The sequence below is a fragment of the Comamonas testosteroni ATCC 11996 genome (assembly GCF_000241525.1).
Classification (GTDB): Bacteria; Pseudomonadota; Gammaproteobacteria; order Burkholderiales; family Burkholderiaceae_C; genus Comamonas; species Comamonas testosteroni.
In genome coordinates this window covers 35625-61295 of sequence record NZ_AHIL01000020.1, presented here as the reverse complement: position 1 = coordinate 61295, position 25671 = coordinate 35625, and the positions used below count along the sequence as shown (strand labels likewise).

Annotated in this window: 26 protein-coding genes; 8 read left to right on the top strand and 18 right to left on the bottom strand. The window is 61.9% G+C overall.

Going from position 1 to position 25671, the window contains the following annotated elements; genetic code table 11:
• Nucleotides 1-59: 59 nt before the first annotated feature.
• From CTATCC11996_RS08130 to CTATCC11996_RS25870, 6 genes are all read right to left on the bottom strand, one after another.
• The gene (locus tag CTATCC11996_RS08130; RefSeq protein WP_003075014.1) at nt 60-2546 is read right to left on the bottom strand and encodes a YgiQ family radical SAM protein; all 2487 of its coding nucleotides are present in this window, start codon (nt 2544-2546) and stop codon (nt 60-62) included.
• 234 nt (nt 2547-2780) lie between these two features.
• Complete coding sequence (locus tag CTATCC11996_RS08125) at nt 2781-3320, bottom strand: PepSY domain-containing protein (RefSeq protein WP_034348453.1); 540 nt, start codon at nt 3318-3320, stop codon at nt 2781-2783.
• Between the two features lie 215 nt (nt 3321-3535).
• Nucleotides 3536-3724, bottom strand: a complete 189-nt coding sequence (locus CTATCC11996_RS08120; protein ID WP_003075010.1) for a DUF2783 domain-containing protein — start codon at nt 3722-3724, stop codon at nt 3536-3538.
• A 12-nt stretch (nt 3725-3736) separates the two neighbouring features.
• A complete protein-coding gene (locus CTATCC11996_RS08115) occupies nt 3737-5434 on the bottom strand; it encodes an FAD-dependent monooxygenase (protein WP_003075008.1) in 1698 nt (565 codons plus the stop codon).
• Nucleotides 5435-5621: 187 nt separating this feature from the next.
• A complete protein-coding gene (locus tag CTATCC11996_RS08110; protein ID WP_003075006.1) occupies nt 5622-6506 on the bottom strand; it encodes a helix-turn-helix transcriptional regulator in 885 nt (294 codons plus the stop codon).
• Between the two features lie 119 nt (nt 6507-6625).
• Entirely contained in the window at nt 6626-6793 is a 168-nt protein-coding gene (locus tag CTATCC11996_RS25870) for a hypothetical protein (RefSeq protein ID WP_003075004.1), read from the bottom strand.
• Between the two features lie 187 nt (nt 6794-6980).
• Here CTATCC11996_RS25870 and CTATCC11996_RS08105 point away from each other — a divergent pair, with 187 nt between their 5' ends.
• Nucleotides 6981-7577, top strand: coding sequence for an IMPACT family protein (locus tag CTATCC11996_RS08105; protein ID WP_003074998.1), 597 nt, complete (start codon nt 6981-6983; stop codon nt 7575-7577).
• Between the two features lie 46 nt (nt 7578-7623).
• Here the strand turns inward: CTATCC11996_RS08105 and CTATCC11996_RS25865 are convergent, their stop codons facing one another.
• The 3 genes from CTATCC11996_RS25865 to CTATCC11996_RS08090 form a co-directional block, all read right to left on the bottom strand.
• Nucleotides 7624-7773 (bottom strand): hypothetical protein, encoded by a 150-nt coding sequence (locus CTATCC11996_RS25865; RefSeq protein WP_003064948.1) that lies wholly within the window; start codon nt 7771-7773, stop codon nt 7624-7626.
• An 81-nt stretch (nt 7774-7854) separates the two neighbouring features.
• Complete coding sequence (locus tag CTATCC11996_RS08095) at nt 7855-8346, bottom strand: DUF6882 domain-containing protein (protein WP_003074994.1); 492 nt, start codon at nt 8344-8346, stop codon at nt 7855-7857.
• Between the two features lie 90 nt (nt 8347-8436).
• A complete protein-coding gene (locus tag CTATCC11996_RS08090; protein ID WP_003074992.1) occupies nt 8437-9336 on the bottom strand; it encodes a LysR substrate-binding domain-containing protein in 900 nt (299 codons plus the stop codon).
• 175 nt (nt 9337-9511) lie between these two features.
• On the opposite strand from CTATCC11996_RS08090, the gene CTATCC11996_RS08085 reads away from it, so the two are divergent.
• The 5 genes from CTATCC11996_RS08085 (at nt 9512) to CTATCC11996_RS08065 (ending at nt 12901) form a co-directional block, all read left to right on the top strand.
• Nucleotides 9512-10195, top strand: coding sequence for a LysE family translocator (locus CTATCC11996_RS08085; RefSeq protein WP_003074990.1), 684 nt, complete (start codon nt 9512-9514; stop codon nt 10193-10195).
• 142 nt (nt 10196-10337) lie between these two features.
• Complete coding sequence (locus CTATCC11996_RS08080) at nt 10338-10919, top strand: peroxidase-related enzyme (protein WP_003074988.1); 582 nt, start codon at nt 10338-10340, stop codon at nt 10917-10919.
• A gap of 115 nt (nt 10920-11034) precedes the next feature.
• On the top strand, nt 11035-11598 hold the full coding sequence (locus CTATCC11996_RS08075) for a YceI family protein (protein ID WP_003074987.1): 564 nt from the start codon (nt 11035-11037) through the stop codon (nt 11596-11598).
• Nucleotides 11595-12317 (top strand): YceI family protein, encoded by a 723-nt coding sequence (locus tag CTATCC11996_RS08070; protein WP_003074985.1) that lies wholly within the window; start codon nt 11595-11597, stop codon nt 12315-12317. Before CTATCC11996_RS08075 ends, CTATCC11996_RS08070 begins: the two co-directional genes overlap by 4 nt.
• Nucleotides 12314-12901, top strand: a complete 588-nt coding sequence (locus tag CTATCC11996_RS08065) for an SRPBCC family protein (RefSeq protein ID WP_003074983.1) — start codon at nt 12314-12316, stop codon at nt 12899-12901. The genes CTATCC11996_RS08070 and CTATCC11996_RS08065 overlap by 4 nt, the downstream gene beginning before the upstream one ends.
• A gap of 154 nt (nt 12902-13055) precedes the next feature.
• Here the strand turns inward: CTATCC11996_RS08065 and CTATCC11996_RS08060 are convergent, their stop codons facing one another.
• Together CTATCC11996_RS08060 and CTATCC11996_RS08055 are read right to left on the bottom strand one after the other, a co-directional pair.
• On the bottom strand, nt 13056-13592 hold the full coding sequence (locus CTATCC11996_RS08060; RefSeq protein ID WP_003074981.1) for a YcxB family protein: 537 nt from the start codon (nt 13590-13592) through the stop codon (nt 13056-13058).
• Nucleotides 13593-13996: 404 nt separating this feature from the next.
• Nucleotides 13997-15475, bottom strand: a complete 1479-nt coding sequence (locus CTATCC11996_RS08055) for an RtcB family protein (RefSeq protein WP_003074979.1) — start codon at nt 15473-15475, stop codon at nt 13997-13999.
• Nucleotides 15476-15550: 75 nt separating this feature from the next.
• Here CTATCC11996_RS08055 and CTATCC11996_RS08050 point away from each other — a divergent pair, with 75 nt between their 5' ends.
• Entirely contained in the window at nt 15551-16123 is a 573-nt protein-coding gene (locus CTATCC11996_RS08050; protein WP_003074976.1) for a hypothetical protein, read from the top strand.
• A gap of 64 nt (nt 16124-16187) precedes the next feature.
• On the opposite strand, the gene CTATCC11996_RS08045 is transcribed toward CTATCC11996_RS08050, so the two are convergent.
• The 7 genes from CTATCC11996_RS08045 to CTATCC11996_RS08015 form a co-directional block, all read right to left on the bottom strand.
• Nucleotides 16188-16577 (bottom strand): thiol-disulfide oxidoreductase DCC family protein, encoded by a 390-nt coding sequence (locus CTATCC11996_RS08045; protein ID WP_003074975.1) that lies wholly within the window; start codon nt 16575-16577, stop codon nt 16188-16190.
• On the bottom strand, nt 16574-17119 hold the full coding sequence (locus CTATCC11996_RS08040) for a DUF4166 domain-containing protein (protein WP_003074973.1): 546 nt from the start codon (nt 17117-17119) through the stop codon (nt 16574-16576). Before CTATCC11996_RS08040 ends, CTATCC11996_RS08045 begins: the two co-directional genes overlap by 4 nt.
• Nucleotides 17119-18231 carry a saccharopine dehydrogenase family protein gene (locus tag CTATCC11996_RS08035; protein WP_003074971.1) on the bottom strand — a complete coding sequence of 371 codons (1113 nt, stop codon included), beginning with the start codon at nt 18229-18231 and terminating at the stop codon, nt 17119-17121. Before CTATCC11996_RS08035 ends, CTATCC11996_RS08040 begins: the two co-directional genes overlap by 1 nt.
• Nucleotides 18232-18346: 115 nt before the next feature.
• Entirely contained in the window at nt 18347-19669 is a 1323-nt protein-coding gene (locus CTATCC11996_RS08030) for a sigma-54-dependent transcriptional regulator (RefSeq protein WP_003074969.1), read from the bottom strand.
• A gap of 13 nt (nt 19670-19682) precedes the next feature.
• The gene (locus CTATCC11996_RS08025) at nt 19683-21545 is read right to left on the bottom strand and encodes a sensor histidine kinase (RefSeq protein WP_236597836.1); all 1863 of its coding nucleotides are present in this window, start codon (nt 21543-21545) and stop codon (nt 19683-19685) included.
• Between the two features lie 62 nt (nt 21546-21607).
• Nucleotides 21608-22903: a dicarboxylate/amino acid:cation symporter gene (locus CTATCC11996_RS08020; protein WP_003074964.1), complete on the bottom strand. Its 1296-nt coding sequence runs from the start codon at nt 22901-22903 to the stop codon at nt 21608-21610.
• Between the two features lie 309 nt (nt 22904-23212).
• A complete protein-coding gene (locus CTATCC11996_RS08015; protein WP_003074962.1) occupies nt 23213-23635 on the bottom strand; it encodes an acyl-CoA thioesterase in 423 nt (140 codons plus the stop codon).
• A gap of 257 nt (nt 23636-23892) precedes the next feature.
• Between CTATCC11996_RS08015 and CTATCC11996_RS08010 the strand changes: the two genes are divergently transcribed.
• Entirely contained in the window at nt 23893-25596 is a 1704-nt protein-coding gene (locus CTATCC11996_RS08010; RefSeq protein ID WP_003074960.1) for an electron transfer flavoprotein-ubiquinone oxidoreductase, read from the top strand.
• The last annotated feature ends 75 nt before the right edge of the window (nt 25597-25671 follow it).

Below are 25671 nucleotides of genomic sequence, written 5' to 3'. Positions count from 1 at the left end.
CCACACAAAAAACGACGCATCAAGCGTCGTTTTTTTTGACTGCAATCAGACCGACGCCATCAACGGGACTTGCGCGAACCCTGGCTCGCCGGTTTGGCGGGCCTCGCCGCAGTTTTGAAACCTGGCTTGGCCTTGCCAGTCACACCCCCGCGCGGCGGCAGGCCGGTATGCTGGGTCAGCAGCTTGCCCGGTTGCGGCTGGCTGCTGCGGAAGCGCACATCGCCCTTGGGCTCCAGGCTCGCCTCTTCGCTGCGGCGTCGCACGGCCACGGCCTTGCCATCCTTGTTGGTGGTGTAGCCGATGCCGCCACCCGCCTTGGTCGAGGTACTGTTCTTCTTTCGGGCACTCTGATAGCTGCCGTCCACCAGTGGCTGGAAGGTCGGGATCAGGTGCTGCTTGCCGTTGCCGATCAGATCGGCGCGCCCCATGGTCTTGAGCGCCTCGCGCAGCAGCGGCCAGTTGTTGGGGTCGTGATAGCGCAGGAAAGCCTTGTGCAGACGGCGGCGCTTTTCACCGCGCACGATGTCCACGCGCTCCTCGGCCTCGTCGCGCATCTGCCGGCGCACCTTGGTCAGCGTGTTGCGACCACTGTGGTACATGGCAGTGGCCGTGGCCATGGGGCTCGGGTAGAAGGTCTGCACCTGATCAGCACGGAAGCCGTTCTTCTTGAGCCAGATGGCCAGATTCATCATGTCTTCATCGCTGGTGCCAGGGTGGGCGGCAATGAAGTAGGGAATGAGAAACTGCTTCTTGCCGGCTTCCTCGCTGAACTTATCGAACAGCTGCTTGAACTTGTCATAGCTGCCGATGCCCGGCTTCATCATCTTGGTCAGCGGGCCTTGCTCAGTATGCTCAGGGGCGATCTTGAGATAGCCGCCCACATGGTGCTGGACCAGTTCCTTGACGTACTCGGGCGACTTGACGGCCAGGTCGTAGCGCAGGCCGGAGCCGATCAGGATCTTCTTGATGCCTGGCAGCTTGCGAGCGCGGCGGTAGATCTTGATCAGCGGCCCGTGGTCGGTGTGCAGGTTCTGGCAGATGCCAGGGAAGACACAACTGGGCTTGCGGCAGGCCGCTTCGATCTGCGGGCTCTTGCAGCCCAGGCGGTACATATTGGCCGTGGGCCCGCCCAGGTCGGAGATGGTGCCGGTAAAGCCCTTGACCTTGTCGCGGATCTCTTCGAGCTCCTGGATGATGGAATCTTCCGAGCGGCTCTGGATGATGCGGCCCTCGTGCTCGGTGATGGAGCAGAAGGTGCAGCCGCCGAAGCAGCCGCGCATGATGTTCACCGAAGTGCGAATCATCTCCCAGGCAGGGATCTTGGTGGCGCCCTCGTGGCTGCCGCTTTCGTCGGCATAGACGGGGTGTGGGCTACGGGCGTAGGGCAGACCGAAAACCCAGTCCATCTCGGCTGTTGTGAGAGGAATGGGCGGCGGGTTCATCCACACATCGCGCGCCGTGGCTCCCTCGCCATGGGCCTGGACCAGCGCACGGGCGTTGCCGGGGTTGGTCTCCAGATGCAGAACACGATTGGCGTGGGCGTACAGAATCGGATCGCTCTTGACCTCTTCATAGCTGGGCAGACGCAGCACGGTGCGCTCGCGCGGGGGCAGCTTGGACTTGCTGCGCAGCGAAAGATTGGGCACAAACTGGATGGGCTGGACCTTGGCTACCGATGCGCCGTCATTGGGGCCGTCCGCTTCCGATTTCGCGGCATCTTCCTTGGAGCAGGTCTGGCCCTGGGCCTCGGCCTGCTCGCTGGTCGTCATATAGGGGTTGATATGGGGCTCGACTTCGCCGGGCTCGTCCACTGTGGTGGAGTCGACTTCGAACCAGCCGTCCTCCGAAGCACGGCGAAAGAACGAAGTGCCGCGCACATCCGTGATCTGCTCCACCGGCTCGCGCGCCGCAATGCGGTGCGCCACTTCGACCAGGGCACGCTCGGCATTGCCGTAGAGCAGGATGTCGCACTTGCTGTCCACCACGATGGAGCGACGCACCTTGTCGCTCCAGTAGTCGTAGTGGGCAATGCGACGCAGCGAACCCTCGATGCCGCCCAGCACGATGGGCACGTCCTTGTAGGCTTCGCGGCAGCGCTGGCTGTAGACGATGGCTGCGCGATCGGGGCGCTTGCCGGCCACATCGCCGGGGGTGTAGGCATCGTCGCTGCGAATCTTGCGATCAGCCGTGTAGCGGTTGATCATCGAGTCCATGTTGCCGGCCGTCACGCCCCAGAACAGATTGGGCTTGCCCAGGGCCTTGAAGGCCTCGGCGCTGGTCCAGTCGGGCTGGGCGATGATGCCCACGCGAAAGCCTTGCGCCTCCAGCACCCGGCCGATGACCGCCATGCCGAAGCTAGGGTGATCCACATAGGCGTCGCCCGTGACCAGAATGATGTCGCAGCTGTCCCAGCCGAGCTGATCCATCTCCGCACGGCTCATGGGCAGGAACGGCGCCGGGCCGAAGCGCTTGGCCCAGTACGGCTTGTAGCTGGTCAGCGGTTTGGCATCGCGATGGAAAAAGGAAACATCAACCGGGGCGTTCATGTGGATGGGCTTTATATGGCCTCATGGCCTATGCGGAGAAAGAACCGGCCAGTGTACTTTTCTGCCCTCAGCCTTGCACGTGCAAGGTCTTGCACAAACATGGCTGAAACTCTGAAACTCATAGCATCCAGCACCCTCCATGACAGGGATTCAACATCAAACATGTCTAAAACCCATTATGGGAAAGCGCCAGATACTCATTTCTTCATAGCAATCCGCCCCTCAAGGCTTGCCCTAATCCTTTTCCTGGCCCGTCACTGCACCGCTGACAGGATCCAGCCTGAGCTTCATGACCGTCTGATCGGCGCGCAGCATCTTGACCTTGTAGCTGGTCTTGCCCCAGTCCGAATCCAGCTGGGCCTCCAGCGGCTTGCCGGGCAAGGCGGCAATAGCTGCATCGACGGCCTGCACCAGCGTGATCCGGGCATCGGCCAGACGCTTGACATGCTTGGCCTCGGCCTGTCCCTTGTTCTTCTCCACGGCGGCATCGCCCGTGCTGGCATTCACGCGCAGCTTGATTTCCTCATTCACTGGGGAGATCAGGGTGACCGAATAATAAGGCGCAGCGCCTTTCTTGCCCTCTTCCAGCTCGACATCGATCGCTTTTCCGGGAGCCACGGCCTGGGCTTTTTCGACGGCCTGGCTCAAGCCGATCTGCACGGCACCTGTCAAGGCCAGCCATTCGGCAGCCGACTTGGCCAGGGCCGGAGCCGCGCTCAATCCACTCAGGCTCAGGACTCCAGATAGCAGCAAGGTACTGGGACGCAATTTCATGGACCAATCCTCCTACGGTGGCAATGGCTCCAGTCTGCCTCGACTCCGTGGCGCGGCCTTGTCGGATATCAAGCCATATCGACTTGCAGAAAATCCATCTCAAACTATTGATAGATAAAGATTATCCGCTATGAAATCCGTGAGTCAGCACGCACAGAACCCGCCAGAACCCGGCCCGGGCGGGCCGGGATGACTGCCACGTACAGGCCTTTTGCTTACAGATCTTGCTGGGCCGCCGCAATCATTTCGCCAAACTGGCGGGCATCACCGAGCTGATTGGCGGCCAGCAGCGCCAGCTTGACCAGCAGCAGCTCGGACTTTTCCGCGCCCACGGCATCGATGGCGCCAGCAAGCTGGTCGTACACGGTCTCCAGACCTGCGATATCAAGAGTGGTTTGCGTCATTTGAATCTCTCCTCAGGCAGGCAAGGCTGCCTTGAATGCGGCTTGCAGACGATTGGCGTCCAGCGCCATCCAGCGCGCACAGACATGCTGATCGGGGCGCAGCAGATAGGCGGCGCCATCGGCCATCACGCCATAGCGGGCGCGGCAGCGGCCTTCGCTGTCATCAAGTACCAGATCGGCACCGTCGATAGCGCTCGCAGCGTGGCTGCTGACGGCAACCAGGCGCACTGCAACGCCGCGAGCTCTGACCCCGGCCACGACCGCCTGCAGTTCGGCGGCAATCGCCTTGCCGCTCGTGAAATACAGCAAATCGAAGCCGCCCCCCAGATGGTCGAGCAGATAGCTGTCCGGCGCAAAGCGCACGTTCAGAGGCGGCGCGCCATGGGCAGGGCCGGCCTTGAACAGCAGATTGTCGTCGCCCATGCTGTTGAGCGGCGAGTTGCCGTACTCATGCGGGCGTGAGGTGCGCCAGTGGTAGAGCGGGCCGACAAAGGGCTGGCTCAGCGATAGGGACAGCACGGCATCGCGCAGCAGCCTGAAGCCTCTGCTCGGCGGTGCCATGAAACGCGTGCTCTTGCCGGCCTCCTCCACGATCTCGCGGGCGGCGCCCACGCGCTCGCTGCTGTAGCTTTGCAGCAGCGCAGCGCTGGCCACGCCCTTGGCAACGAGTGCCAGACGCCAGCCCAGGCCCTGGGCATCCTGAAAACCGGTGTTGGCACCGCGCACGCCGAAGATGGGCAGCATATGGGCGGCGTCGCCCGCAAAGATCACGCGGCCATGCACATAGTCGGGCAGGGTCAGCGCGCGGGCCGAGTAGACGGAGCTCCAGTCCATCTCCCAGGGCGTGCCGCCAAAGCCGATCATCTCCAACTGCGCATCGATGCGCGCCTTCAGCGACTCGGGCCTGAGCGCATCCTCGGGATCTTCGCCAGCAGGCAGCTGGTAGTCCACACGCCAGATGCCATGCGGCTCGCGGTGCATGAGGATGGTGTTGCCCGGGTTCCATGAGGGATCGAAGAATGCGAGGCGCTCGGTGGGCAGGGGCAGGTCGATGCGAATGTCGGCAATCACGAAGCGGCCCTCGTAGGAGGCGCCTTCCATCAGCAGACTCATGGCCGTGCGAATCCCCGAACGCGCGCCGTCGCAGGCCACCAGCCAGTCCGCCCGAAGCTCGTAGCTGCCTTCAGGGGTGTCCACCTCCACCAAAACCTGCTCGCCCTTTTGCTCGACCTTGTTCACGCGATTGCCCCAGCGCAGCTCGATCAGCGGGTTGGCCTGCACTGCATCGACCAGGTATTCCTCCAGGTACTGCTGCTGCAGATTGATCATGGGAAAGAAGCGGTCGTCGTCGGCACGCGCGTTTTCCATGCGAAACACACGCTGGCCGCGGTAGATGCTGTTGCCGTAGCACCAGGGCAGTCCGGTCTCCGTCACACGCTGGGCCACGCCCACCTGCTGCAGGATTTCCATGGAGCGGCGCGTGAACACGATGGCCCGGCTGCCTTCGGACACCTGCAGCTCGGACTCGAGCACCACACAGCGCTGGCCGTGGCGGGCAATCTCCAGCGCCGTGGTCAGGCCCACGGGGCCGGTGCCGACGATGACGACGGGGTGGTTTTGCTCGCCCGGATGCCGGGAGGCAAGCCAGGGCTTGTGCACCTGGTACTGGTAGTAGATGGAGCGGCGTGGCTCGGCAAATGGCTGGTGCATGTTCTTGTCTCCTGGGGGCGCTGTCGTGATCAAACCGTTGCGCTTTCGTCCCCTTTGCGGTCTGGCTTGCAATGCAGTGTAGAAAAGCAGCCCACCGCCGATGTCACCAGATGGATACAACATCTATCCCAAGTCAAATTTCAATGAAATCAGCCTCCATCCCTTTCACATCAATCGATGGAAGCTATCAAAGTTGACCATCGACAGCTTCAGCGGGTTCCATCAGCAGCGCAAACAGCTCGCGCTGCCCCTGCACGCCCAGCTTGGCGCAGACGCGTTTGACATAGGTGCGTGCACTGCTGACGGTAATGCCCAGGCGCTGCGCCAGCGCATCGGCATCCAGGCCCTGGGCCAGTGCCCGCACCACATCGAGATCGCGCGGCGTCAGCTGCTCGAAGCGCCGGGCCAGACGCGCCAGCACCAGCCCGACCAGGTCGTCCTGCAGCGTCTGCCCCGCGTAATGCAGACGCATGGCCTGCATGACCAGGGGAGCGAAGGCCTCGATCCGGGCAATGGCCGCAGCGTCGAAGCTGCCATGCTCCTCGCCGCGGTACAGGTTCACGGAAAGCCAGCGCGCGTTTTCCTGCAGCATCAGCAGCGACAGCCGCTCGGCAATGCGCGGCAGCTCATAGCAGACATGGCGGTACTCGGGGTGCTGCACATCGCGCGGCCCCTGGCGATGAAGCCAGACGCGCGGCTTGGCATGCGGGTCCCTGGCAAGGCGTGCCAGCTCGGCCTGCATCACGCGCTGCGAACCATCGAGCGGATAGAAGCGCTCGCTGTAATCCTGGGAGATCATGGGCAGCGCCCCCGTGCGCGCCCTGTCTCCCATGCCCACCACACGCGGCCTGGCCATGCCCTGGAAGGAGAAGATCGTGCATTGGGCCAGCGGCACATGGCGCCCCAGCAGCTGCAGGATCTGCTCGGCCACGGCGTCGCTGCTGCTGCGCCCCACTCTTTCCATCATGGCCGTCACATCGGCCAGGGCCACGGGCAGCTGCGCAGCCTGCGCGGCAGCCGGCAGCAGCATCCAGTGCGAAGAATCGGGAAACGGCGCAGAGCTAGCAGTCATGGGCTGCGATTTTCGCCGCTGCAGCGCGGCCGCGGACAGGAAAAACTGGCTCTCCCTTTCAGGAGCAGCCGGTCTGGCCGGTTTGGCTTGAAGCAGAAAATGCGGTCTGGCCCTGGGCCCTACCACTCGCCCACATTGCGTATGCGCTGCAGCAGCTCCCATTCGTCTTCGGGTGCCGCAGCCTGCAGGGCCTGGGGCTCTGCCAGCTCCTGCGCAAGTGGAGGCGGCGTGAAATGCTCGCGGCCAAAAGTATGTTCGCTCAGGGACTGTGGTTGCGGATTGTTCATGACGGCCTCCTTTGGGCAAAGCTTAAGGCTCGAGGCTTTCCGAACATGTAGGAATTGGCTTAAGGACACTGTCGACCAATCCCCACATGCCGCGTCGTCATGTCATGGATATGTCACAACTGCCGCTACCCGGCCCATGTACCGCAACGCTGCTAGGCCCCGGCTTTGCGGTTATGCTGCCGCCGCTATGCCTCAGACCCTTCGCGCTCCCGTCTCCAGTGAACTCATCATCAAGAAAAGCCGTTTCATCGGCTGCGTGCAGCCGATGACGGACCGCTCCAGCGCGCAGGCCGTGGTGGATGCACTGTGGCGCGAGCACCCGGGCGCCGCCCATGTCTGCTGGGCCTTGCTGGCGGGCGGGCAATCTGCGGCCGTGGATGATGGCGAGCCCAGTGGAACTGCCGGTCGCCCCATGCTGGACGTACTGCGCCATCAGGACCTGGAGGGCGTGCTGGCCACTGTGGTGCGCTACTTTGGCGGGGTCAAGCTCGGCGCCGGCGGACTGGTGCGCGCCTACACCGACGCCGTGGCACAGGCCTTGCTGCAGGCCGAAAAAGTCGCCATTCAACGCATGCAGACCTTGCAGTGCACGGCCCCCTATCCGCTGGAAGGTCTGGTGCGGCGCATGGCCGACACTGCAGGCGCGGAGTTGCTGGAGGTCGATCACGGCTCTCTGGTGCGCTTCAAGCTGCAGATGCCCGAGGCCGATGCCGCCCAGTTCGTCAGTGCCCTCAATGAAAACGGTCAGGGCCGGATTGGCTGGCTCAAGCCGGACGAGCTGTAGATCGCAAAAAAAAGCCCGCCTTTGGCGGGTTTCTGAGCGGGCAATTTCAGCAGTTGCCTTTCTTGGCCTGGCCCGGTGGGCAGCCGTGGGGATGAGGCTTTTTGTAGCCATCGTCGTAGTATCCGCCGCGGCTGTCATAGACAGCACAGCCGCTCAGCACAAACATGGCCGCTGCCAAAGCAAACATCGTTTTCATGGGGTGACCTTTTCAGATTTTTGAGGGTGCCAGTCTATAGGCGGCCCCGTCCGCATTCTGTCAACAATCCTGTTGCGGCTTTCAATTGGCCGGCTGCTGCTGCTCGACCGCAACCTGCAGGTGCAGCAAGGTGAAGTACAGGGTTACATCGCCCTGCTGGTCGATGAAGGTACCTACGGCGCGCTGCAGGCGGGCGGCAATGCACATGCACTCCATGGCCTCGGGACGGCCGCCGGGAATCCGGGCCGTGGTGAGCAGTGCGAGCTGGTTCTGGCGGCCGAACTCATGCACGACTTCCAGCGCTTGGCCATGCTGCTTGGGAATGGCTTCGTTGGCCCAGCTCCAGACAAAGCTGCCGTCCTGCTCGCTGCTGGTTCCCACCAGGCAGACCGTGGCAATCACCTCATGCAGCGGAGCTTCCAGCGCCAGCAGGGCGCGATCGAGATCCCAGCGGTACCTGGGGCTGCCCTGCAAGCCGAATTCCTGGGGCCACTGTGCATTGCGGGCCTGCATCATTTCAACGGCCTCACGGCTCCAGGCAGCCCAGTCGGTGGTTTGTGCGTCGTTGCTCATTGCATATCCATTGCTTTTCAACAAAGCGCATTGTCAGGCAAGAAGCGGGCATGCCCGGGCCCGAAATCCTATGCCCCCGTCGGCCTGCGTTCAGCTCTTCATCTGCTGCGCTATCCAGTCGGCCAGCAGTTGCTGCACCGAGCCCGCTCCCCAACTCTGTACGGCCAGCAGGCAGTAGTGCGAGCCGTCTGGCACAAAGCCCATTGGGGCCACCAGCCGGCCGGCAGCGATATCGTCCTGTACCAGAAGTTGCGGACCCATGGCCACGCCCAGGCCCGCTGCTGCTGCCTGCAAACTCAGGTAGAAATGCTCAAGCACCAGATCACCTGCTGCTTGCGCCTGCTGGATCTGGGTGGGAGGCTGATTTGGCCGGTTTTTCCACCAATCCTCCCAGGCCTTGGGTCGTGTCTTGCTGTGCAAGAGCGTTGCATCGCCATGAAGCGCCAGACCGCCATCGGACTGCAACGCAAAGAAATGCGCCAGGCGGTCCGGATGGCAGACCGGCCCCATGCGCTCTGCGCATAAGGGCTGCATTTGGACATTGCGACCGCAGTCAAAGTCGTTGCGCCGAATGGCCAGATCGATGCCGCGCCCCCATTCCACGGCACCGCCGCCCGCAACCAGATGCACGGTGTGCTGCGGGTAGCGTGCCTGGAAGTCGCCCCAGCGCGGAATCAGCCAGCGCATCAGCAGCGTGGGCTCGCACGACAGCAGCAACGGCCTTCCAGCCGCCTGCTGCCGCACTGCCTCGGCCGCACGTGCCATCTGGCCCAGACCGGCATGCACCCCGTCGAACAACAGCCTCCCCGCTGCATTGAGAAAGACACGGCGATTGCGGCGCTCGAACAGCTGCGCCCCCAACTCCTCCTCCACCGAGCGCACCGCGCGGCTGATGGCTCCATGGGTCAGGTGCAGCTCATCGGCAGCGCGGCTGAAGCTCTCCAGCCGCGCTGCCGCTTCAAAACAGCGCAAAGCGACCAGCGAAGGCATTCGTTGTGGACTGCCGGCAGAAATATGTGAGTCTGAATCACTATTTTCTTGAGAAATCATCGTTATTCAAAAAACTTTGATCGCCCTAGAGTTCACAGCTACAGGGCACTGATTGCCATTCTCGTGCAACAGAGCCATCTCACAAACTGATATTTGAACTCAACCAATACACTGTATGAACGCCTGGCCCACCGTGATTCTCGTTACCTCTCTCGCCGTCATCAGCCCCGGCGCCGACTTCGCCATGGTCACCCGCACCAGCCTGATGGAATCGCGCCGTGCGGGTCTCTGGGTGGCGCTGGGCATCGGCTGCGGCGTTCTGATCCATGTGGCCTACACCCTGCTGGGACTGGGCATGGTCCTGCAACGCCTGCCCTGGCTTTTCAATCTGCTCAAATATGCGGGCGCAGCCTATCTGGTGTGGCTCGGAATTTCTCTCTGGCGCGGTGCCAGCCGTGCAAACGGCGATCGGCCAGAGTCCCGATCCAGTGCCGAACCAGGCAAGCCCAATGCAGCCAAAGGCCATGCGCCAGGCCGCTCGCTTTTCGTCCTGGGCTTTCTGACCAATGCACTCAACCCCAAGACAGCGCTGTTCATCCTCAGCCTGTTCATGCAAATCGTCGGCCCTGCCGTGCCCATGCCCACCCAGTTGGCCTACGGCCTTTTCGTCGCCATGGCCCACATGCTGTGGTTTGCGCTGGTAGCCTGTTTTTTCTCTGCCCCGATGCTCCAGCCCAAGGTGCAAGCCATACGCCCATGGGTAGATCGCAGTCTGGGCTGCGTGCTGCTTGTCCTGGGCCTGCTGCTGATCGCCACCGGCACACCGGCTACGTCGGATCTGATGAATGTCAGCATCTGACAGGAAAAGCCCGACAAGCCCAATAGCCGCAATGGCCGCCATAGCAGCATCTGCAACGCAAACGACAGCTTTGGAGCGCTCACCCGTGCCATGCTTGTCATGGTTGGCACCTATCAGCAAAACACCAAAGGAGACAAGCACCATGAAAAGCCACTACCCCTTTCCCGATCTGAACAGCCTGCCTGAAGACATCAGGCAACGTATCGCCGAGGTACAGCAAAAGTCGGGCTTTATTCCCAATGTTTTTCTGGCCTTTGCTCGCCGGCCGGCCGAGTGGCGCGCCTTCTTTGCCTACCACGATGCGCTGATGCTCAAGGAAGACGGCAGTCTCAGCAAGGGCGAGCGCGAAATGATCGTCACCGCCACCAGCGCTGCCAATCAGTGCCTGTATTGCGTAGTGGCTCATGGCGCCATCTTGCGCATCTATGAGAAAAAGCCGCTGATTGCCGACCAGGTGGCAGTCAATTACCGCAAGGCCGACATCAGCCCGCGCGAGCGGGCCATGCTGGACTTTGCCATGAAGGTCTGTCTGCACAGCGCCGAAATCGACGATGCCGACTACGAAGCCTTGTACCCTCACGGTTTTGACGACGAAGACATCTGGGACATTGCGGCCATTACCGCCTTCTTCGGACTGTCCAACCGGATGGCCAGCTTCGCGGGCATGCAGCCCAATCCCGAGTTCTATCTGATGGGCCGGGTGCCGCGCGAGAAAAAAGCCTGAAGCAACAAGCAGTAACTCGAGGGGGCAATCGCTGCAACTTGCATCGCAATGGAGCATCATCCCTCGCAGAGCAGCGGCCAACCCGGCAAAACGCTGTTTGCCGGAGGTCATCCAGATGCGCAATACCGTTTGCTGCCTCGCCGCCCTGCTCGCCACGCTCTGTGCCACCGCAGCTCATGCCACCTCGTGGGAGCTCAAGCCCGGTGGCGACAACCGACTGGAATTCACCGCCACTTTCGAGCAAACGCCGGTCACCGGCGTGTTCAAGGACTTCCGGGTTCGCTTTGATTTCGACCCTCAAAAGCCAGGCAGCAACAGGCTGAATGTCCGCATTCGCATCAGCAGCGCCGACATGGCCAATCCGGACATCAACCAGGCCATCGCCGGCAAGGACTGGTTTGACTATGTGCGTTATCCCGAGGCAGTCTTTGATGCCAGCGAGATTCTCGACGCCCCCGGCGCAGCCGGCCACCTGGCACGTGGCACCCTGCTGCTCAAAGGCCGCAGACAGCCGCTTGTGCTGCCCTTCAGGTGGAAGCCCGAGGAACGCCGCATGGAAGGCGAATTCGTTACCCATCGCTCGATATTTGATATCGGCACAGGAAAGTGGAAGAGCAGCAATGCCGTGGGAGACGCAGTGACAGTGAGATTTCGTGTCCAACTGCGCGAGTTGCCATGACATTGCCCAGACAGCTGATTGCAGTCCTGTTCGCTCTGATCACAGGCTGCTCGCAACCTGGCATCGAGCCAGCGCAGCCTCCCGGCCCGACGGCAAGGCCTGCGGACTTTCCTGCGGCCTTCTATGCCGATGCTGCTGCACGGGGCCAGTCGGTGCTTCAGATCGATTCCTCGCATTCCCTGGTCTCGATCACCGTTCGACGCGCTGGCGCTCTGGCCAGACTGGGGCACGACCATGTGATTGCCAGCCATGAGCTGCAAGGCTATGTGGCCCCTCAGCTTGGCCGCGCCGATCTTTATGTGGCGCTGGACAGGCTATCGGTTGACGAACCCGCTCTGCGTGCCAAGGCGGCTCTGGACACCCAGCCCAGCGCTGCCGATATTGAAGCGACGCGTGCCAATATGCTGAGCAAGCTGCTGCAAACCTCGGTCCATCCGTTTGCACTGATCCAGGCACATGCGTCCCCGCAAGCAGACGGCGATGTATTGCTGGCCCTGGAACTCACTCTTCACGGCGTCACACGCAGCCTGAGTGCACCGGCCCGAATCCGGAAGACGCCAGGCGAACTCCATATCAGCGGCTCGCTGAGCATCGATCAATCGAGCTTTGGCATCACGCCTTTGTCCATCCTGGGCGGTGCAATCCAGGTCCGCGACAGGCTCGAATTGAACTTCGAAGTGCGCGCAGTGCCACCTCAGAAGCAGGAACCCCGGTCATGAGAACAGCGCTTGTGGGTGCCTGCGGTGCAGCGGTGGCCCTGCTTTGCGGCGGTGTCCAGGTTTCGGCACAGGAGCTGCGCATAGAGACTGCCGAGAACAATGAGGCCATGACGGTGAATGCCTGGACCGTCATGCAAGTCAGGCTGGCCACGGCCTGGAGCGTGATTTCCGACTACGACCATCTGGCCGACTTTGTGCCGGATATGCAAAGCTCGCGTGTGCTGCAACGCGACGGCAACCAAGTGCTGCTGGAGCAAAAAGGCAGTCTGGGGTTTCTGTTTTTTCGCCAGGCAATCGAGGTCAGACTGGCTGTAACCGAATGGCCGCAGCAGCGCATCACCGCGCATGCGATCGGCGGCAACCTCAAGCAGATGGACGGCAGCTATACCCTGGAAACCCAAGCCGACGGCCGGGTACGCCTGGCCTACAGCGCTCGCCTGGTCCCTGCTTTCGCCATCCCGCCGCTGGTCGGCAAACCGGTACTGCGCCAGCTGCTGAAACGCCAGTTCAGGGCACTGGTGGATGAAATCCAGCGACGTGAGGCCTTGAAGCTTCAAGAGCACAAGCAGACACCAGAAAATTAGCAGCAGGCCGCTGCAAAGATCAGGTGGGCAACCGCTTCACTTCAATTGCTGCTGACGCCGCCTGCCGTGCGGGACGGTATTGGAGGCATGCAAGCCTGGCCCCTGTGCCTCAGGCTGCAGCCATGACTGCGCAGGCATCTGCAAGAACAAAGACTTAAATCGCAGAGGCCCTGAGATGGCGCGTGAATTGCTCAAACTCTGCAGCCATGCTGGCAATGGCTGCCCTAGGCAGTACCAGAGCCTGCATGGCGTCGATGAACAGATAGTAGTTCACGTCATCTTCGGCAAGCGACAGCACTCCTGACCACGGCAGTATCGTGTCTCCGCGAACCGAGGCTACCCTGATGGCATCCGACGAGAGCGTGACCGTTTGCGGCGACAGAAACGCTCCATCCGGCAGGAGCATGAGCTTGCGCATGGATGCCTGCGACAGGTAAGGCATTGTCACGACGGCGATCAAAGCGACGACCAGAAGGCAGGCAACCTGCCCCAGTGGGCCGGAGACCTCAGGAAACTCACGCATCAGTCGTGCGTAGGCTGCACCAGCCAGGCCAATGCAAAGCCACACCACAACCCGCAAGAGGAACGGCCAGGAAAGCATCCCAGCCTTCTGATGCCAGCGCCGCGAAACCATTTTCTGCAGGCGAAGAAAGTCGGCGGGAGTGAGAGTAAAGCTGGCGGTCATGTTCATGGTTTGTTGATGCGGCCACAGGTATGAGCGACCTGCAGCAGCGAGTATTGATCGAAAAATGACTGCTGCATCTCACACGGTCGATGGCTGGGGCTCATGAACGAATTCGTTACCGGCACCGCTACCGGCACTTTTACCTGCACTGTTCCAGCACCATAAGCCGGCGCACCGGGCATTACGGGGTGCGACCAGAGCTGTGCATGCGATACAGGCACAACCCATGCAGCCGCAAGATGTGAAGTTGCAGAAAATCGAGACAGCCATGTCTATGACGTGACGGACTTGAAGCATTGATCTGATTGCCTGCCACGTATCGATTGCGCTTCATCTTCCTCGAACGCCCGAATCGTCGAACAGCCTTGCTGCCAGCACTTGACCATCAAGCGCTGGCAGCGGCTTCAACTTCAGGCCTTGAAAGTCAACCAGGGCTTCAACCGCACACTCGCACGAATCAGCCCCGCCTCTTCCTGCGCCTGCAGCACCGGCCCTACGGGTTTGTAGGCGCTGGGCGCTTCCTCGATCAGTCGCTCTTCACGCAAGGTGATGCACTGCCAGACGGATTCGACCAACGGCTGCTTCATGCGCCGCGTGTCCTGTCTACGCACCTGGCGGCCCGCGCCATGGCTGCAGGAGCGCAGCCAGTCTTCATGGCCCAGACCTTTGACGAGGAAAGAGTAATCGCCCATCGAGCCCGGAATCAGCGCCCACTGGCCCTCATGCGCGGGAGTGGAGCCCTTGCGGTGTACGTTGAACTCGCCCTCGGTCATCACCACGTTATGGGGCACATCCACAATCAGGCGCGATGCATCGGGCGCGGCAATGCCTGCCAGCTCTTTGCGCACCAGCTCCGCCAGCGCCATGCGGTTGAACCACGCATAGCGCGCAGCCACGCCCATCGCTTGCAGATAGTCCTGCGCCAGCGCACCGCTCAGGCCATACAGACCATGCTGAGGGTGCTTGATGCCTTGCGGCCATTGCTGCCTGGCCAGCTCCATCCAGCGGCGGCCGACATAAAAGCCGACATCGCGCGAGCCAGTGTGGATCATCACCGTGACATCGCCCTTCCTGAGCCCCGCGGCATAGGCGGCATGGCGGTCGTAGACTTCCTCGACCACGCAGAACTCCAGAAAGTGGTTACCGCTTCCCAGGTCCGCGGCAGACGGCGGGCGCAGCAGCTCGCGCGCCTGCAAAAGGGCTTCAGGCGCGTAGCGACTCTGGCCCGCAAAGCCTTGCAGGCCCACGCACTCGGCCAGTTCGGCTTGCAGGCGGTCGCGGTTCACGCCTTGCCATAGACCCACGTCAGGCAACTGTTCAATAAAGGCCTGGGGACCCTCATCAAACAGCGCCTTGAAGCCTGCGCTGCGCACGGGCACATCGCGCCCGTTCTGCAAGATGACGCGGGTCAGCCGCCGCACGATGGTGCTTTTGTGCAGCTCAGCCTGCGCCTGCGTCAGGCCCGTGCTCAGCAGGCGTATGCCGCAATTGATGTCCGTGCCGATGGCCGCAGGAATCACGAAGTCTGGCGACGTGGCCACCACCGCCCCCACAGGCGCAATGCTGCCGGGGTGAAAGTCCGGCGTGGCACAGGCCTTGCAGACCGCGCCATGGCCTTGCGGGTCGGCAACCGAGGCGAAGTCCAGCAGTTGACTAACGGCCTTGTGCTCCAGCGGCAGGCTGTCGGGCAACAAAATGGTGGCCGCTGCCTGCTCGTTATGGATTTGATAGATATTGTCTCGGTACGAGACCTGGATGCCCTGACGTGACAGAGCTTTTTGCAGTCGGGAAAGCTTCCCGGAAGAATGCGGCATGATGCTGATAAAAACAGGTACGCAACAGCGCATCTCCGAATCTGGGAGATGCAACGCACCTTCGAGCAGCAGCATCAAGAAGGACTGATAAGGAGCCGATTCTAATGAGTAAGCGCCGGGCCGCCTAATCGGCGTTGCTAATATGCTGCAATGCGCAATGCAATTCCGCCCTTCCAGATTCCTGCGCCGCTGCAGACTTTGTATGACGCAGCTGCGGCCATGGGCCCGCAGTTCGGCCTGTCGCCCGAAGCCGTTTTTGGAGACTGCGGCCTGCGGCTGGAGATCCCCCCCGTACCGGGTTACATCGATTGGTGCACGCCGCGCAATGTGATGACGTTTGCGACCACGGGCTGCGACAGTGTTCATTACAGCTATCTGGTCGATGAGCGCCTGCCCGCTAGCGCCTGCCCCATCGTCATGACACTGCCCTGCGTGAACGAATTGAGCTGGGTGATTGCCGAGAACTTTCAGGAGTTCTTTGACTACGGCTATTACACAGGCTGGCTTGAGCTGGAGCAGTTGTACTACGAGGATGAAAAAGGCGAAGCCTGCTTTCACGAGGCAAGCCAGTCATTGAGCAATCTCGGCAGGCAACAACTGCCGCTGCTGCACAAGGCGTTGAATATGCAGGCTGTGCTGCCGACGCTGCAACGCTTTGGCGAGCTGCAGAAAAAGTACCAAGCCTTATTGAATATTCCACCCATGCCGCCAGAGCATGCCTGATTGCGCATCTGCCAATCGCATTGATCCCCATGCTCGCTGAGCGATACCGCTTTTCATTCGGAATTCAGTCCAGAAAGCGGGCAGCCACAGCAGGATCCGGCAGCATGCACTGCTCGCTTTTGCCAAACCAGTGATAGCGGTTTCTGGCGATCATGCGGTAGAGCGCATCGCGCAATGCAGCAGGTATCAACCTGATCACCGCTGTCAGTCGCCAGGGCCAGCCCAGTGCGTGCAGCACGCGCAAGATGGCATCCGTGTGCTGCCAGGAGTGCTGGCCGTCCACCAGCAGCAAGGTCTGCAGACCTTCCATGCGCAAGCCTGCATCAGCCAACAGCTTGCCGCCGACTTCGCCCTGTATGGCGGCGAACTGAAAAATGCCCTGCTTGTCGTGCTTGAGCAAGAACTGCACCCAGCCATTGCACAACAGACATTGCCCATCAAAGACCACAATCATGCTTGCTCCTCGGGCAGCAACAGATAGCCACGATAACTGGCCACCACGCCAATCAGGGGGACGGCCGCTTCGACATGAAATTGCATATGCTCCCCTGCCCCGGTTTCTTCGGCCACGATGCGCGGTGCAAGCCAGCCCGGGCACGGGAAGCCCAGAAAGTACAGACGCTGCAGTCGCATGAGAAGCCGTCCATCCACCGCCTGCAAGGCAAAGCAAAGTCGCGCCAGGCCAAGGCGCTCGATCAGATGGCCATTGTGCAACTGCATGGTTGAGCGCATGAGCTGCGAGGGGAAGATGCGAACCCAGGTTTCCGCCTTGGGACTGGCCTGCAGTTCGAAATGAATCGCCCCCTCGCTGGCAGTGCGTGGCGTGCCCAGAGCCAGCGCCAGCAGCTTGGCCGCCAGAGTCCGGGGAGCGCCGGTCTGCACCCGGCCCTCAAGCTCATGCTCGCCCTGCAGGCCATGAAAGCGCTGCAGGGCGGCATCGAGCTTGCTGAACTCATCGCCCATCGCCTGCTGAAACAACGAAGCGCTTGGCATCATCAAGCAATCTCCCTGATCTGAATATCCAGTCCCTGCGCTTCGGCCACAAAGTCCTGCAGCGTCAGCAGCCCCATGCAAGGCCTGGCGCCAGGCTCCAGCGGTGCACCCGCAGCCAGCTTGCGTACCAGCGCACAGGCGGCTAGCGTGGGAACATAAGGCCCGTCGCCCGAGCCCGCCATAAGCACCCAGCCGCGCTGGCAGGCTTGCCCCTTTGCATCCAGGCCACCGACCGTGACATGCATGGCCCCTGCATCGCTGCCCCAGTTCTTGAACCAGTCCGCCATGCGTTTGAGTCGGCGGGCATGTACAGACCAGTCCTGCACCAGCCCTCTGTGGGCCAGCCAGGCCATGGCATTCATCCCGCGCTGCAAGAACGACAGCTCAAGCCCGGCACCGAATCTGATGGACGGATTTCCTGCATAGCGAGGCGGTAGCAGCGCAAGATCCGGGATATCGCAGGCCGACAGCAGCCGCCGCCCAACAGGAGCCGGATAGTCGTGTCCATAGCTGCGCAGCCAGCCAATCAAGGCTTGCTGCCCCAAGCCAGGCAGCGGCTTGCCGCAATAGCTGAGGATGGCTGCGACGGTGGACAGGCCTCTATCCGTACGATTGCCCGGGCTGATGCCTATGTCGATATCGCTGACGCGAGCCATGCCCGAAGCCAGCGCATCCACGACCGCCGAGGACAGCGCTGGCACCGAGCTGGCACCGCTGAGCAGCAGCACGCCCGCAGCTTTGGCCTGCGGATCGAGCACATCGATGCCGCAGACAAAGTCACGCCCATCGGCCAGATCCACATAGTGGACGCCGGCCTGGGCGCAGGCTAGCGCCACGCGGTAGTCCTGCCCCTGAAACGGGCCCGAAGTGTGAATGAGTGCATCCACCTCCAGCGCCTTGAGCCTGTCCTCCAGACCCGGCGCCATCACGTCCACCACCGCGTGGCTCAGGCTTGAGCAAGCGCCCGGGGCCAGACTTTCAACCAGCGCCTGCGCCGCAGAGGCCGAGCGCCCTGCCACCACGATGTGCAAACCGCTTTGCCTGGCCAGCCTGGCAACCAGCCGACTGCCGAAGAAGCCGTAAGCACCGACGACCATGACCTTCAATTCACGCATGCCTCAGTGTAGCGGGACGCGGGTTTCACTCCGCAGCGCAAGCCCCGCAACAGCGAGCCTGCTCAGCCGCGTCATGGCTCGGCCACAGCCCGGCTACAGCCTGGTCACAGCCTGGTCACAGCCCGTACTTGCGAATCTTGTCGTGCAGTGTGGTCTTCGGGGTGTGCAGCGCCTGCGCCGTGCGCGTCAGGCTGCCTTCGTTGTTGCGCAAGGCTTCGGAAATCAGGGAGCGTTCTATGGACTCCATGGTCGCCGCCAGCGAAGCCGCAGCCTCGGGCGCCGTACCGGACGGGGACAGGCCGGCATCCAGCCCCAGCGTGATGCGCTCGGCCGTGTTGCGCAGCTCGCGCACATTGCCTGGCCAGTCGTGGGCAAGCAGCGCCTGCAGACGCTGCGGCGTCAGCTCGGCCACGGGCCGCTGGTGGCGGGCGGCGGCCTGCAACGCGAAATGCTCGAACAGCAGCGCAACATCCTCGCGGCGCTCGCGCAGCGGGGGCAGGTTCACGGTCACCACATTGAGACGGTAGTAAAGATCGGCGCGAAACAGGCCCTGGCGGCTGAGTTCCAGCAAATCGACCTTGGTCGCAGCAATCACACGGCAGTCGACGGCAATGAGCGTGTTCGAGCCCAGACGCTCCAGCACTCTTTCCTGCAGCACGCGCAGCAGCTTGGCCTGCATGGCCAGGGGCATGCTTTCGATCTCGTCGAGAAACAAGGTGCCGCCGCTGGCATGTTCGATCTTGCCGATGCGCTTTTTGCCCGCGCCGGTAAAGGCCCCGGCCTCGCTGCCGAACATTTCGCTGTCAAACAGCGTCTCCGGCAGGCCGCCGCAATTGATGGCGACAAAATTGCCGCTCTTGCGCCGGCTGGATTCATGCAGGCTGCGCGCGACTCTTTCCTTGCCGGTGCCCGTTTCCCCCCAGATCAGCACATCGGCCTCGCTGGCCGCCAAGCTTTGCAATGTGCTGCGCAACTGCTGCATGGGCAGCGAGCGCCCCAGCAACTGGTGCTGCAGCACATCCCGGCTTTGCAGCTGCTGGCGCAGGCTGCGCACCTCCAGCACCAGGCGACGGCGCTCCAGCGCACGGCGCACGGCTTCCACAAGGCGTTCGGGCGCAAACGGCTTTTCCAGAAAATCGGCAGCGCCATCCTTCATGGCTTGCACGGCCATGGAGATATCGCCATGTCCGGTGATGAGAATCACGGGCAGCTCGGCGTCCAGCACGCGCACGGCGGCCAGCAGCCCAAGGCCGCTCATCTGCGGCAAGCGGATGTCGCTGACCACGATGCCGGCAAAATCCGGAGACAGGTGCTTTTGCGCCTGCTCGGCACTGCTCACGCAGATGCAGTCCAGACCCTCCAGGCGCATGGTCTGCTCGCAGGCCATGGCGACATCGGCATCGTCTTCAACGATCAGGACTTTGAGGGAAGGGTTCATGGGCTGCAGGCAATCAGGACAGCGGCCGAGTATCCACCAAGGGCAGGCTCAGCGTGAAGATGGCCCCGCCTTCCGGATGGTTGCCGCCCGTCAGGCTGCCGCCTGCAGCCTGGGCGATCTCGGCCGACAGCGGCAGGCCCAGGCCCAAACCCAGCCCCTCGGGCTTGGTCGTGAAAAAAGGCTCGAACAGTCGCGCTTGAGCCTGATCGCTGAGTCCGGGACCATGATCGCGCACCGTGATCTGCGCCCAGGCACCGCAGCGGTTGCAGGCAATTTCCACGCACCGCGTATTGCCGCCCTGCACGGCGTCCAGCGCATTGCTCAACAGATTGATCAACACCTGCTGTACGCGATTGGCATCGCACCAGGCCCTCAGCTCGAGATCCGAGGGCTGTCGCACGATCATGACGCCGCTTTGGGCAATGCGCGGCTCCATGAGGGACAGAGCGCCATCGACCACCTTGGCCAGTTCAACCGGCTCGGGCTGGCCGGCGGACTTGCGGGCAAAGTTGCGCAACTGCCCGGTAATACGCCCCATACGCTCGGTCAGCTCAGCCATGCGCTGCAAATTGCTTTGCACCATCTCGCTCTGACCGCGTTCCAGAAAGCGCTGACTGTTGCCGGCCAGCGCCCGCAAGGCCGCCAGGGGCTGATTCAGTTCATGGGCCACTTCCGTGGAGAGCTGACCGATGACGGCCAGCTTGCCTGCCTGCACCAACTCGTCCTGCGCCGCGCGCAGCGTGGTCTCGGCCTGCATGCGCTCCATCACCTCCTGCTGCAGCGCCACGTTGGCACTCTGCAGATCGGCCGTGCGCTGCTGCACCTTGTTTTCCAGCACCTCGTTGGCCTGTTTCAGCGCTTGCTGGGCGGCCAGTTGTTCACGCACATGTCTGCGCCGCTGATACAGCAAAGCTCCCAGCAAAAGCATCAACGCAATCAACGCCCCCGTCACCCAGGCGCGACTGGCCGCCAACTGCAATGCAACGCTCAAGGGGGAAAGCACGGTAATCTGCCAGGGCGTGCCGGCCATAGGTCTGGACTGGGCCAGAAAGCGGCCAGCGCTCTGGTCTGCCGCAGCGTCCTTGACATCGGGAATACTCACCTGCCTGACGCCCGTGACGCTGCTCATACCACGCCAGCCCAGAGGCCGCAGGTTCAGACGGTTGTATTTCTGCGAGGCTTCCAGCTCGGCACGTCTTGCCTCATCCAGCGGCAGCAAGGTGGCAAAGCGCCAGGCAGGCATGTTGCTGAGAATGACCACTGTATTTTCATCGCTGACCAGTACCGGAGACTCCGCACTGGCCCAGGATTGTTCGAGCTGCGCCAGCCCGACCTTGACCACCACCACGCCATGCGTCTCGCCCTGCCCCAAGGTAGTGGTCAGGTAATAGCCGGGCTCGCCGCGCGTGGTGCCCACGCCGAAGTAGCGCCCGCGCCCTTCTCGCAATGCCTGCTGGACATAGGGCCTGAAACCGAGACTCTCGCCCACAAAGCTGTCGGCGCGGCGCCAATTGCTGGCGGCCAGCACATGCCCGTCGTGATCGAGCATGTAGACGCTGAGGGTGCCCGCACGACGGCTCAGCTCCTCCAGATAGAGATTGGCGCGAGACTGCAGTCTTTCGTCGCCCGGCGATTGCAGCAGCGACAGGATCTCGGGCTGCAAGGCCACGACATCGGGCAGAAAGGCAAATTTTTCGATCTCGCGCCGCAGGCTGGCGGCATAGAGATCGAGGCGGTTGTTGCCGGCAGCCACCACGGTCTCAAGACCGATCCTGACGAAGCCCTGATAGCCCAGCCAGCCGCCCAGGCTGCTTGCAGCCAGCCAGAGCAGGATCAGCAAAACAGCACGCAGGCGCGGGGGCAGGAAAGCTAACATGGTGCGAACCATGGTAGCAGCGCCCGGCACCGCAGGGGACAGGAATCCGGGCAACGGGAAAATCAGGCTCGAACGCGAATGGGCTCGGGCAGCATCTCAGGCTCGGCAGCCAGATCTGCGCACGACTCCTGCTCTTCGCTGCCTTCCCATTTGGCAACCACGGCCGTGGCAATGGCATTACCCAGCACATTGGTCAATGTACGGCCCATGTCCAGGAAGTGGTCGATGCCCAGAATCAGCAGGATGCCCGCTTCCGGCAAACCGAACATGGGCAGCACGGCGGCCACCACCACCAGCGAGGCACGAGGCACGCCGGCAATGCCCTTGCTGGAGATCATCAGCACCAGCAGCATGGTCAGCTGAGCAGTCAGTGTCATCTCGATGCCGTAGGCCTGAGAGATGAAGATGGCCAGGAAAGTGGTGTAGATCATGGAGCCATCGAGGTTGAACGAGTAACCCAGCGGCAGCACAAAGCCCGTGATACGCGGCTTGATCCCGAATTTTTCCAGCTGCTCCATGAGCTTGGGCAGCGTGGATTCGCTGCTGGCCGTGAAAAAGCCCACCAGCACCGGGCCGCGAATCAGCGACAGCAGACGGAAGACATCCTTGCCCAGCACCAGATAGCCGGCACCGATGAGCAGCACCCACAGCGCGGCCAGTGCAATATAGAAGCCCAGCAGGAATTTGCCGAACACCAGCAGCATGCCCAGTCCGTGAGTGGCAATGGTGCCGGCCACAGAGCCGAACACGCCCACGGGCGCAAAGCGCATCACGTACTCGGTCACGCGCAGCATGACATGCGAGGTCTCTTCCATCAGATCGACCAGCATGTGCTTTTTCTGGTGGTTCAGGTAGCCCAGAGCGATACCGAAGAACAGCGCGAACACAAGGATCTGCAACACCTCATTGGTGGCCATGGCCTCGAAGATGTTCTTGGGGAAGACATGGGTGATGAAATCCTTGAAATTCAGCGCTCCGGTCTTCAGACCCAGGCTCTCGGCATTCGTGGGAAGCTCCACCGTCAGGCCGTGACCGGGCTGCAGCACATTGGCAAAAACCAGGCCCAGAAACAGAGAGCAGAACGATGCCGCGATAAACCAGCCCAGCGCACGACCACCCACGCGGCCTACAGAGCCGGCATCGCCCATATTGGCCAGCCCCGCCACCAGCGTGGCAAACACCAGAGGCGCGATGATCATCTTGATCATGCGCAGAAATACGTCGGTGAGAATGCCGAAATAGCCGGCAATGTCTTTGGCTGTCTCCGGTGTCGCGGCGTTGGCGTGGACTAGATAGCCCACAACCACACCCAGAACCATGGCCAGCAGAACCATGATGGTCAGGCGGTTGGATTTCATTTCTTGGAATCTTGGTATGCGTTGTTTGAGCCGCTGCCTGAATCCAGGCCATGCAGGCACCGGACTCCGGCAGCGACAACAAACCGAGACGGACCGCCGACGGAACCGAGGTTTCGTCAGCAAGATCCAGCCCCAGTCTCACTTGGTCAGCCGCAGTGAAGCGGCGTGCCGTCCTTTAAGCACATACCGTGCCAACCAAAAGATCACCTCCAAGTCTTTGATTTGCTTATATTCAAAATACTTTTTTGCATAACAACCATCGGATTTCCGGACGGCATCACGATTGATGTACGGAATTCCGAACAGGATTCAGGCCGTTACTGCTGAACGTATCCAGTCCGGCAGCGCAGCGGCTTTCTGCCGGGGAAAATCCACCCAGATCACCGTGCCCCCGCCGGCGGCACAAATGACTCCCGGCTGCGTCACACGCTCCATGGTGGCCCAGGTCTCAAAGGTGGTGCGTGCGGGATCGCTGACAAACATCTTGAGCAGCACCTCGTCCGGATACGCAAGCTGCTGATAGAAATTGCAGAAGGCGTTGACGATGACCGGCCCTTGCCCCGCGGGGTCCGGATTCAGGCCCATGCCACGCATCCAGTCGATACGGGCAGTTTCCAGGTAGCGAAAGTACTGCGCGTTGTTGACATGCCCCATGGCATCCATATCGCCCCAGCGTACGGGAAAGCGCGTTTCATAGACCTGCTTCTTCAGCTCGGACAGCTCGATTTTCATGCCGGTATGTCTCCTGATTGAACGAGGTTTGCAACTGCATCATCACCTTGTTCTAGTTTCTTTGAGGGATGGCACGCCCTGGGGCGATCACTAGCCTATGGACTTTGCCGCAACACCGATTGATGCACTGTCGCCAAATCTGCACGGTCGTGCCGGGCTGTCAGCATAGAATCGCCCGCATCGCGGTTTTTGCAGACGCACCTGCCAAGGCCGCGCACGCCAGTTTTCCCAATCCAATATCAAGCGAGACTTTCCCGATGACAAACGAAGAGATCCTGGCCCAGTACGGCCCGCGAGAGGCCATGGAATATGACGTGGTGGTGGTGGGCGGTGGCCCCGGTGGCTTGGCCACTGCCATTCGCCTCAAGCAGCTGGCGGCCGAAAAAGGTCAGGATGTCTCCGTAGTCGTGCTGGAAAAAGGCTCCGAGCCCGGCGCACACACGCTGTCTGGCGCCATCATGGATCCTCGCGCTCTGACCGAGCTGATCCCCGACTGGAAGGAAAAGGGCGCTCCCCTGAACCAGCCGGTGACCGAAGACGCCATGGTCTTCCTCGGCGAGAAGAGCTCCCTGCGCACCCCCAACTGGCTGCTGCCCAAGTGCTTTCATAACGAAGGCAACTACATCGTGCGCCTGGGCTTTGTCACCAAGTGGCTGGCGGAACAGGCCGAAGCCCTGGGCGTGGAAATCTTCCCCGGCTTCACGGCCGCCGAAGTGCTCTACAACGAGGACGGCTCCGTCAAGGGCGTGGCCACCGGCAATATGGGCATCAGCAAGGAAGGCGAGCCCACGGGCGACTTCCAGCTGGGCATGGAGCTGCACGGCAAATACACCATCTTTGCCGAAGGTGCGCGCGGCCATCTGGGCAAGCAGATCATCGCCAAGTATTCGCTGGACGCCAACCGCGACCCGCAGACTTACGGTCTGGGCATCAAGGAACTCTGGGAGATCGACCCCAAGCGTCACAAGCCCGGCATGGTGCTGCACACCGCAGGCTGGCCCATGAAGAGCGACACCTACGGCGGCGCCTTCCTCTACCACCTGGAAGACAATCTGGTCACGCTGGGCTTCATCACCGGCCTGGACTATTCCAACCCCTATCTGTCTCCATTCGAGGAGATGCAGCGCTGGAAAACCCACCCCAATATCCGCTACTACCTGGAAGGCGACGAAGCCAACGGCATCAAGCCCGCCAAGCGCATCAGCTACGGTGCGCGCGCCATCACGGCCGGCGGCATCTCCAGCCTGCCCCGCTTTGTCTTTCCCGGCGGCGCGCTGGTGGGCTGCGAAGCCGGCTTCCTCAATGTCAGCCGCATCAAGGGCAGCCATGCCGCGATCAAGACCGGCATGCTGGCGGCCGAAGCTGCCTACGCTGCCATCGTCGCCGGTCGCCAGGGCGATGAGCTGACGGCCTATACCTATGCGTTCGAGAACAGCTGGCTCTATGAAGAGCTGTGGAAGGCGCGCAACTTCAAGGCCTGGTTCAAGAAGGGCCTGACCACAGCCACTGTGATGAACGGGCTGGAGCAATTCGTGCTGCGCGGCAACATCCCCTGGACGCTGCATCGCAACAAGCCCGACCATGCCTATCTGAAGCCCGCCGCCGAGTGCGCCCCCATCGAGTATCCCAAGCCCGACGGCAAGCTGACCTTCGACCGCCTCTCCAGCGTCTTCATCAGCAGCACCAATCATGCCGAGAACCAGCCAGCCCACCTGACGCTCAAGGACGCCAGCGTTCCTGTCGCAGTGAACCTGACCAAGTTCGCCGGCCCCGAGCAACGCTACTGCCCCGCAGGCGTGTATGAGTTCGTGGAAGACGAAGCCGATGCCGGCAAGCAGCGACTGCAGATCAACGCACAGAACTGCGTGCACTGCAAGACCTGCGACATCAAGGACCCGACACAGAACATTGTCTGGGTGACACCTGAAGGCGGCGGCGGCCCCAACTACTCAGGTATGTAATCCGTCCGCGATTGCATCCGGCCGCAGCAACTGCTCCAGATGCCGCATCACAAAGCCTGCGCCAGTCATTGCTGC

Coding starts and splice junctions, on each gene's coding strand:
- CTATCC11996_RS08090 (WP_003074992.1), bottom strand. CDS start 9,336: ATGCCTTCGCTGGTCGCTTTGCGCTGTTTTGAAGCGGCAGCGCGGCTG.
- CTATCC11996_RS08125 (WP_034348453.1), bottom strand. CDS start 3,320: ATGAAATTGCGTCCCAGTACCTTGCTGCTATCTGGAGTCCTGAGCCTG.
- CTATCC11996_RS08035 (WP_003074971.1), bottom strand. CDS start 18,231: ATGCGTGAATTGAAGGTCATGGTCGTCGGTGCTTACGGCTTCTTCGGC.
- CTATCC11996_RS08120 (WP_003075010.1), bottom strand. CDS start 3,724: ATGACGCAAACCACTCTTGATATCGCAGGTCTGGAGACCGTGTACGAC.
- CTATCC11996_RS08040 (WP_003074973.1), bottom strand. CDS start 17,119: ATGATGCCAAGCGCTTCGTTGTTTCAGCAGGCGATGGGCGATGAGTTC.
- CTATCC11996_RS08065 (WP_003074983.1), top strand. CDS start 12,314: ATGAGAACAGCGCTTGTGGGTGCCTGCGGTGCAGCGGTGGCCCTGCTT.
- CTATCC11996_RS08110 (WP_003075006.1), bottom strand. CDS start 6,506: ATGACTGCTAGCTCTGCGCCGTTTCCCGATTCTTCGCACTGGATGCTG.
- CTATCC11996_RS08130 (WP_003075014.1), bottom strand. CDS start 2,546: ATGAACGCCCCGGTTGATGTTTCCTTTTTCCATCGCGATGCCAAACCG.
- CTATCC11996_RS08030 (WP_003074969.1), bottom strand. CDS start 19,669: ATGAACCCTTCCCTCAAAGTCCTGATCGTTGAAGACGATGCCGATGTC.
- CTATCC11996_RS08060 (WP_003074981.1), bottom strand. CDS start 13,592: ATGAACATGACCGCCAGCTTTACTCTCACTCCCGCCGACTTTCTTCGC.
- CTATCC11996_RS08020 (WP_003074964.1), bottom strand. CDS start 22,903: ATGAAATCCAACCGCCTGACCATCATGGTTCTGCTGGCCATGGTTCTG.
- CTATCC11996_RS08085 (WP_003074990.1), top strand. CDS start 9,512: ATGAACGCCTGGCCCACCGTGATTCTCGTTACCTCTCTCGCCGTCATC.
- CTATCC11996_RS25865 (WP_003064948.1), bottom strand. CDS start 7,773: ATGAAAACGATGTTTGCTTTGGCAGCGGCCATGTTTGTGCTGAGCGGC.
- CTATCC11996_RS08115 (WP_003075008.1), bottom strand. CDS start 5,434: ATGCACCAGCCATTTGCCGAGCCACGCCGCTCCATCTACTACCAGTAC.
- CTATCC11996_RS08075 (WP_003074987.1), top strand. CDS start 11,035: ATGCGCAATACCGTTTGCTGCCTCGCCGCCCTGCTCGCCACGCTCTGT.
- CTATCC11996_RS25870 (WP_003075004.1), bottom strand. CDS start 6,793: ATGAACAATCCGCAACCACAGTCCCTGAGCGAACATACTTTTGGCCGC.
- CTATCC11996_RS08010 (WP_003074960.1), top strand. CDS start 23,893: ATGACAAACGAAGAGATCCTGGCCCAGTACGGCCCGCGAGAGGCCATG.
- CTATCC11996_RS08050 (WP_003074976.1), top strand. CDS start 15,551: ATGCGCAATGCAATTCCGCCCTTCCAGATTCCTGCGCCGCTGCAGACT.
- CTATCC11996_RS08055 (WP_003074979.1), bottom strand. CDS start 15,475: ATGCTGCTGCTCGAAGGTGCGTTGCATCTCCCAGATTCGGAGATGCGC.
- CTATCC11996_RS08015 (WP_003074962.1), bottom strand. CDS start 23,635: ATGAAAATCGAGCTGTCCGAGCTGAAGAAGCAGGTCTATGAAACGCGC.
- CTATCC11996_RS08045 (WP_003074975.1), bottom strand. CDS start 16,577: ATGATTGTGGTCTTTGATGGGCAATGTCTGTTGTGCAATGGCTGGGTG.
- CTATCC11996_RS08070 (WP_003074985.1), top strand. CDS start 11,595: ATGACATTGCCCAGACAGCTGATTGCAGTCCTGTTCGCTCTGATCACA.
- CTATCC11996_RS08095 (WP_003074994.1), bottom strand. CDS start 8,346: ATGAGCAACGACGCACAAACCACCGACTGGGCTGCCTGGAGCCGTGAG.
- CTATCC11996_RS08080 (WP_003074988.1), top strand. CDS start 10,338: ATGAAAAGCCACTACCCCTTTCCCGATCTGAACAGCCTGCCTGAAGAC.
- CTATCC11996_RS08025 (WP_236597836.1), bottom strand. CDS start 21,545: ATGTTAGCTTTCCTGCCCCCGCGCCTGCGTGCTGTTTTGCTGATCCTG.
- CTATCC11996_RS08105 (WP_003074998.1), top strand. CDS start 6,981: ATGCCTCAGACCCTTCGCGCTCCCGTCTCCAGTGAACTCATCATCAAG.